The 7346-nt window shown below is 70.5% G+C and carries 5 protein-coding genes; 4 read left to right on the top strand and 1 reads right to left on the bottom strand.

Going from position 1 to position 7346, the window contains the following annotated elements; translation table 11 throughout:
* The first annotated feature begins 258 nt into the window (after positions 1-258).
* From ACFVX6_RS40250 to ACFVX6_RS40240, 3 genes are all read left to right on the top strand, one after another.
* Positions 259-2370 carry an ALF repeat-containing protein gene (locus ACFVX6_RS40250; protein ID WP_389699547.1) on the top strand — a complete coding sequence of 704 codons (2112 nt, stop codon included), beginning with the start codon at positions 259-261 and terminating at the stop codon, positions 2368-2370.
* A 48-nt stretch (positions 2371-2418) separates the two neighbouring features.
* Positions 2419-2916 (top strand): hypothetical protein, encoded by a 498-nt coding sequence (locus ACFVX6_RS40245; RefSeq protein ID WP_389699546.1) that lies wholly within the window; start codon positions 2419-2421, stop codon positions 2914-2916.
* Positions 2917-3025: 109 nt separating this feature from the next.
* A complete protein-coding gene (locus ACFVX6_RS40240; RefSeq protein WP_389699545.1) occupies positions 3026-3946 on the top strand; it encodes a S1 family peptidase in 921 nt (306 codons plus the stop codon).
* Between the two features lie 106 nt (positions 3947-4052).
* On the opposite strand, the gene ACFVX6_RS40235 is transcribed toward ACFVX6_RS40240, so the two are convergent.
* Positions 4053-4580: a hypothetical protein gene (locus ACFVX6_RS40235; RefSeq protein ID WP_389699544.1), complete on the bottom strand. Its 528-nt coding sequence runs from the start codon at positions 4578-4580 to the stop codon at positions 4053-4055.
* 592 nt (positions 4581-5172) lie between these two features.
* On the opposite strand from ACFVX6_RS40235, the gene ACFVX6_RS40230 reads away from it, so the two are divergent.
* Positions 5173-7224 (top strand): RICIN domain-containing protein, encoded by a 2052-nt coding sequence (locus tag ACFVX6_RS40230; protein ID WP_389699543.1) that lies wholly within the window; start codon positions 5173-5175, stop codon positions 7222-7224.
* The last annotated feature ends 122 nt before the right edge of the window (positions 7225-7346 follow it).

Genomic DNA, 7346 nt, shown 5'->3' with positions numbered 1-7346 from the left:
CCTGGAGGCGGGCCCGCGCGGGGTGCGCCGGGCCGGTGTGTCGGCGTTCGGCATCAGCGGCACCAACGCGCACGTCATCGTCGAGGAGGCGCCGGCGGTCGTCGAGGCCGCCGAGGTGGTCGAGGCCGCCGCGGCCAGGGCGACGCAGGCCGCGAGCAAGTCGCGGAGCCTGGCCGGACAGGCAGCCGCCCCGCCCGCACGGCGCGCGACGCGGCCAACAGCGCAGCCGATCACGCCGAGAGGGCGGCCGCGGCCGCTGTGGAAGCGGCGAACCATGCCGGCCAGGCGGTGGACTACGCCAACCGGTCGACGGCAGCCGCCAACGCGGCCCTCGAGGCCGCGGGCAAGGCCGCCGACGCCGTCGCCAAGGCGAGCGAGGTCGAGCAGGCGGCCCGTGAGGCCGAGTCCGCCAGACTGGACGAGGAGACCGCCGAGGCGATCGAACAGGCGCGGGTCGGGGCGACGGCAGAGACGGGCCGGCTCGAACGGCTCAACCGGGAGCGGACGCAGGAAGCCCGCCTGGACGCGGAGCTGCTCGCGCTCATCGGCGCCGCCGAGTCGGCGTTGAAGGACGGCCGGACCGCGGGGGCCGTGACGGCCGGCCGCAAGGCGGCGGTCCGGCTCATCGAGCGGGCGGGCACGTGGACCCGCACGGCCGCGGAGTTCGCGCTGGCCGGCTCGGACGAGGACGTCGCCCACTGGATCGACGCCGACCGCGTCATAGCCCTGCGGCAGGACAACGCCGAGAACGTCGCGGCGACGGCGGCGGTCTCGACCCAGAAGGTGGCCCTGGCGGCCGCAGCGGTGCTGAAGACCGAGGACGCAGCGAAGATCAGGACCTTCCTCGAGAGCGGGGCGATCGAGGCGGCCAAGGAGGACAACCGGGTCGAGGTGACCACGGTCCTGGCCGACGACGACACCGGTCCCGCCGTGCGGCGTGCGGCCGAGGCCGCGCTGGAGAAGGGCACCGCCGAGGCCCTGCACGCCTTCCTGCACGTCGAGCGTGCCGCAGCCGTCCGTGAGGACGACCGTGTGAAGGCCACCACCCTCCTGGTCACGGGAGGCCCCTACGCGAAGGCGGCCGCCAAGGTTGCGCTCGAAGGCGACACGGACATGCTGCGCCAGTTCATCGGGACCACGCAGTACGAGTTCGCGAGGATCGACCACGACCGCGCCACGCACATCAGCGCGGTCCGCGCGATGATCGCGGGTGCGGCCAAGGTCGCCCAGGAAGCGCAGGAGAACGCGGCACGGGCCTCGGAGGCGGCGGCCCTCGCGCGCAACGCCGCCGAGAAGGCGGCCGAGTGGGCCCAACTCGCCAAGGGCTACGCGGCCGACGCCAAGCGGTCCGGCGACGAAGCACGCAGGAACGCCGAAGCCGCCGAAGGATCCGCGGCAGCCGCCGCGCGGTCCGCCGAGACCGCCGCACTGGCTGCCGCGGCGGCACGCAAGTCGGGCAACGTGGCGCGCCAGGCGGCGACACGGGCCGTACAGTCCGCCACCGTCGCCGCGGACTACGCCGCCACTGCCGCGGCCGCGGCCGTAGTCGCCCGAGTGGCGGCGCTCGCGGCCGGCATGAACGTCCTCGCCGCCGCTCGGGCCGCGTTCGATGCCAAGGTCCTCGTCATAGACGCCGCGCTCCGCGAGGCGGCCCAGAAGGCACTGGACAACGCGACCGTTCCGATCAAGCCACAGGAAAACGGTCTTCCGGACGGCGCCGAGAGCTGTCTTACGCCGTTCGGCAAGCCGATCGAATCCGACAACAGCACCAACCCGTGGGAGCTGGGCCGGGACTGGTTGCTCGGAACCGGTCCCAAGGCGCAGTGCTTCGGTCCGGACGACGAGTTCACCACCCTCTACCGTGACCACGAGTTCACGAAGCAGGCCGTCGCCTACTTCCGCCGCCCGCACCCAGAGCGGGGACTACGAGCTGGGTCACACCTACATGTACGACTACCAGCTCGGCGGCTTCGACGGCATCGAGAAGTACGGCCGGGACTACGGGGCTCTCGCCACCGCCGGTCTCACCGGAAACCTCGCGTACACGTTCCTGGGCTCGCCTTACGTCAGGATGACCCCCATCCGCAAGAACGACGACGGCTCCGTCGTGTGGCGCTACACCGCCTTCAACGAGTCGGACGTCGAGTCCGCGACCCACCCGCCGGTCATCGGGTACACGAAGGTGTGGAGCAAGACCGTCGGTTCACTCTTCAACAAGATCATCGGCGACTCCGGACCGATGTCCCCCAAGACCCAGGTCATCGAGTTCAACGTCACGCTGGGACCGTGATCCGCAGGACGGTCTCTCTGCAGGGGACGCGCCCACAAAGCCCTTTTCTCATAAGGCACTTGAACCAAATGAGGCAGTAGAGGAGTTCCCCTGCCGACTCCTGATATCTCTCGACTTCTAGGACTGCGATGAAGCCACGCAGCACGCTCGTACGCATTCTGGCCATGGCGACCGCAGCCGGCGCCCTGGCCTGGGCCGTGACGGCCGGGAACCAGCCTTCCCATGCCGCCACCGGACCCGTCGCCGACGCGGGACCCGGATATGCCGTCGAGGACTACGGCTACCCGAATGCCGACAAGATCCTCGCCGAGAAGGGCATCCTCCTCAAATGCGGCGACGGCTACATCGTGCTCGCCGACTGTGCGAGCGAGCAGAACCTCCTGAGATTCCTCGCCCGCGATCGGGCGGACGTGTGCTTCAAGGTCACCGGCGAAAAGGGCTACCTCGCCCTTGAACTCGAGTCGGTGCACGGGGTGCGAACCAGCGATGTCAGCACCACTCACCTCGAGATGACCGCCGAGAACGACCGTGTCACGTACGACATCCCTGCGAAGACGTGGGAAGGAGTCGGCGAGTCCGCCGACGGTCGCGAGCACACGCTGGTCGAGATCCGAACCACCAAGTAGCCCGCGCCTTGCGGCACAGGATCGCAAGGCCGATCACCGGTCCCGCGCAGCACGACCGGAATCCGGCGCATTCGGTCACCGACACCTTTCCCCAGTAAGGAAACCGCACATGTCTGCACTCCATCCGCGCACCGCCCGGATATCGGGCCTGCTCGTCACCGCGACCGCGGTCGTCGGAGGCCTCGTCCCCGTCGGCGTCGCCCGAGCCGTCTCCGGCCCGGAGGCGGCGGCCGGCCGGCACCCCTCCGTCGTCGAGCTGAGCATCGGCGACGAAGCGAACAGCCGCGGTTGCACCGGCGCCCTGGTCGACGACTCCTGGGTCCTGACCGCCGCAAGCTGCTTCGCCGCGACGGCCGGTGCTGCGGTGCCGGCCGGTGCGCCCGCGCTGAAGACCACCATGACCCTCGCCGACGGCAGGCGCGTAGAGGTCGTCGAGCTGGTCCCGCGCACCGACCGGGACGTCGTCCTGGCCCGCCTTGCCGCTCCCGCCGCCGGCATCGCGGGCGTCAAGCAGGCGGGCACCGTCCCCGCAGCCGGCGTCGATCTGACCGCCGTGGGCTTCGGGCGGACCAGGACCGAGTGGGTGCCCGGCAAGCTCCACACCGGCGCCTTCACCCTCAACAGCTCCGACGCCACCACCCTGACCATCACGGGGAAGGGCGCCGACGCCATCTGCAAGGGCGACACGGGCGGCCCGCTACTGAACGCGGCCGGAGAGCTGGTCGGCGTCAACAGCCGCTCCTGGCAGGGTGGTTGTCTGGGCATGGACCCGACCGAAACGCGTACCGGCGCCGTCTCCGCCCGCACCGACGACCTCGGCAGCTGGATCAAGGAGACGACTCGACGCGTGCTGCGTGACGTGAACGGCGACGGTCGTTCCGATGCGGTCATGGTCTACCACCACGCCAACACCGCCATCGGCTTCTACAGCTCACTCACCAAGCCCGACGGCGGCTTCGACGACTTCACCGTCGGCTACACCGTCCCCGCCAGCGCCGGCTGGGACTGGAACGCCATCCAACTCCCCTGACTCCCCCGGCCGGACTCGGCTCCTCGTGGACGAGACGAGGGGCCGAGGGGCCGAGGGGCCATGTGTGCCACGCCGGGTGGACCGGGGGTGATTTTCGTCAGCCGGGTCACCAGCACGTGCGGGTGATCCGCGCGCAGCGGAAACCACCACCTGAGCGGCGCCGGGGCCGGAGCGGGGCCCGCCGCAGGGGCGGGGCCTTCGCCACAGTGGGCGGCGGCGCCCACGGATCGCGGACCTCGACGGCCCCGACCCTCACGGACCGTGGCGGCTCAGCCGGTGACTGCGATGCGTCCCTCCAGGCCGGTGCCGGAGAGGTGCCCGTCTGCTTCCACACGGTGGAACCGTCGGGCCGGAAGTAATAGCGGACCTTCCGGCCGGCGTACGGCACGAACCCCTCGGTGGGGGTGTAGTGGTCCAGGACCGCGGCGACGTACAGCGGCCGCCCCTTGGCCACCGGACGCGGCCCGAAGCGCTCACCGGCGATCTGCGTCTGGGCGCGCGTCTGGCGGAGCACCTTTTTGCCCGTGCCGGGGCCGATGTCGGAGGTGCCCGGCGTGTACACCCGCCATCCGTCGGACGGGTACTTGCTGCTCGGTGTGGTCACCTTCACGGTGAACGTCTTGTTGTAGGGCACGGTGAAGGACTGGCGGGTGACCCGGTCAGAGGGTGCCGGGCTCCCGCATCGCCGGGGTACAGGCTGCTCCCCCACACCAGCCGGTTGCCGACGAGGCCGGGCCGGTCCCGTGTGGCCAGCGCCGGGTACTCCAGCAGGTCGGCGGCCTCTTCCAGGTAGATGGTCAGGGTGTCGGCCTGGTCGCAGGCCCTGTTTCCGGGCCGCCGGGCCGCCGCGAGCCCGGACGTTCCGTCAGGGGGCCGTGGAGCACGCCTCCGTGTTCCGCCGAGCCGACCGGGCAGCGCCTTCCTCACGGGTCGTGACCAAGGGAATTCGGCAGGTAGTAATTAGGTGAATCCTTGACTGAATTCCCGTCAATAGGACTCCATTTGTTATCTCGATTAGATAACGACTGCCCTCTATAAGGCCTGGACCAATACCGCACGACGCGCGTAACTCACCTTATTTTATTGACTCTTGAGTGTTCATCAGATCCGACGAACAGGTAACGGAACGATTTCTCGAACCACGCCCCTCTTTGTCCGAATTCTCCGCCGCATTCGTCTGGCAGGCTTCTGCGCACCCACTCATCCGACGTTCATTTGAGGTGCCCATGACAGCAGGACGACGCAGACGGCGCGAACACCGCCGCAAGCCGCGGCGGTTGATGCTCCTCACCGCCGCCATGGTCTCGACCGCGGTGATCGCCGCCGGCATCGCCTACTCCGGCCTGGGCGATGGCGCCCAGGCCGTGTCCGTACAAGCCGGTACGGAGGCCGCCGCACCGGCCGCCGCGCCCGCACGGGACCAGGAACCCGAACCCCTCGCGGCCGCCCCCGCCAACGAGAGCGCGCGCGGCATGGTCTACGACGGCCTCGCCCCCGCGCCGAAGGGCGACCGGTGTGCCGGCGTCTACCGAACCGGCGCGGGTCTGTGTACCCACGGTCCCGACGCCCCGCCCAAGGGCGTCGACATAACGAAGGACATCGCGCCCGCCGTCAAGGCCTCGTCGCCGGCAGCCGACCCGGCCCGCCCCGCCGCCGACGACCCGGCGGCGGGCGAAGGCGGCGGGCGTCCTCAGGACGCGCCCGCGGCCGACGCCGACGGCGCAGCCGACAAGTCCGCAGCGCCCGCGCCCTCGGCCGCCGGCCAGGCCGTCGCCGCCGGCCCCGCGGGCCAGACCGTCCAGTGCGACGGAGACGGCAGCACGGGCAACCGCGTCCAGGTCGTGTACGTCCACGGCCCCGGCCGTGACCGCTACTCCGAGTACGTGGCATCGTTCCGCAAATGGGCGGCCGACGCCGACCTCATCTACGCCGCCAGCGCCCAGGAGACCGGCGGGGTCCGGCACATCCGCTACGTGACGGCCGTCGACTGCACCCCGACCGTGCTCAACATCGAGCTCCCGGACTCCGCGCTCGCGGAGTTCAGCGCGACCAACGCCGCGCTCGCCGGCAAGGGGCTCGACCGTCGCGACCGCAAGTACATGATCTTCGCGGACACCCAGGTCTATTGCGGCATAGGAACCTTCAACGGCGACGAGCGGCCCGGCCAGGCCAACATCAGCAACTTCGGTCCCTCGTACGGACGTACGGACTCCGGCTGTTGGGGCGGCCACACCGCGGCGCACGAACTCGGCCACAACCTGGGCGCGGTCAACAACAGCGCCCCGAACACCAGCCGCGGCGCGCACTGCACCGACGAGTTCGACGTCATGTGCTACTCGGACACCCCGTACTACCCGCAGATGCGCAACGTCTGCACCAACCAGGCCTCCGAGAACATCCTGGACTGCAACCACGACGACTACTTCCACACCAGCCCCAAGGCCGGCAGTTACCTGGCCACGCACTGGAACATCGCCGACAACCAGTTCCTGATGAAGAACAAGGGCGGCGGCGGCACCGACCCCGGTCCGAACCCGAGCCCCTCGCCGACCAAGAAGCCGACTCCCGGCCCGACCAAGAAGCCCACGGGTGGACCGGCCGTGACGGTGGGCCAGATCCAGTCGGACTCCGCCGTCGTGAGCTGGCCCAAGGTCGAGGGAGCAGCCTGGTACCAGGTCCTGCTGAACGGCAAGCACCTGGGCTGGGTCCAGTCCCCGGTGCTGCGCGTCTACAACCTCCGGGCCGACACCTCCTACACGGTCGCCGTCTCCGTCCGCGACAGCGCCGACCGGGACAGCGGAGCCGGCAAGGCTGCGTCCTTCCGTACGAAGGGTACGGGCGGCGGCGCGACCACCCCCGGGACCCGGTACCTGCTCGGGAACGGCAGCACGGGCATGGCCGCCGAGGTGTGGGGCGGTCGCAGCGCCGACGGCACCGTGCTCGTCGGGGCGCGCTCCAACGGGTACGCGCAGCAGCAGTGGTACTTCGACGACGCGGGCAGCGGACTGGTCCGCATCCGCTCCGCGGTCTCCGGCAAGTGCCTGCAGCCAGGCGGTACTCCCGCCGCGGGCATGTGGGTCGCGCAGCAGCCCTGCGGCCGCGCCGGCGCGCAGAGCTGGAAGCTGACCACCCGCGGTGGCGCGGTGAGCGTCACCGACCCGAGCGGCGGCTTCGCGCTGACCGTGAGCAACCGGCCCTACTACGGGAACTGGCTGCTCGACCTCCAGCGCGCGGACGGCCGGGCCCCACAGGTCTGGACCGTGCAGAAGGTCGGCTGACCCGACACCCCCCCTGAAGTCCGCTCCGGGGGGGGGCCCCCGCGCGCCGCCCGCCCCCCCCCCCGAAAAACACCCCCAGCCACCCCCCCAAAGCAAAAAAAAAAAATAAAAAAGCGCGAAGA

Origin of the sequence: Streptomyces sp. NPDC058289 (assembly GCF_042880975.1) — a bacterium.
Classification (GTDB): domain Bacteria; phylum Actinomycetota; class Actinomycetes; order Streptomycetales; family Streptomycetaceae; genus Streptomyces; species Streptomyces stoeckheimensis.
This window is presented reverse-complemented; position numbering and strand designations above follow the sequence as displayed.

Excerpts from the sequence above, each read along its gene's own strand:
- ACFVX6_RS40230 (WP_389699543.1), top strand. The coding sequence starts at position 5,173 with ATGACAGCAGGACGACGCAGACGGCGCGAACACCGCCGCAAGCCGCGG.
- ACFVX6_RS40240 (WP_389699545.1), top strand. The coding sequence starts at position 3,026 with ATGTCTGCACTCCATCCGCGCACCGCCCGGATATCGGGCCTGCTCGTC.
- ACFVX6_RS40245 (WP_389699546.1), top strand. The coding sequence starts at position 2,419 with ATGAAGCCACGCAGCACGCTCGTACGCATTCTGGCCATGGCGACCGCA.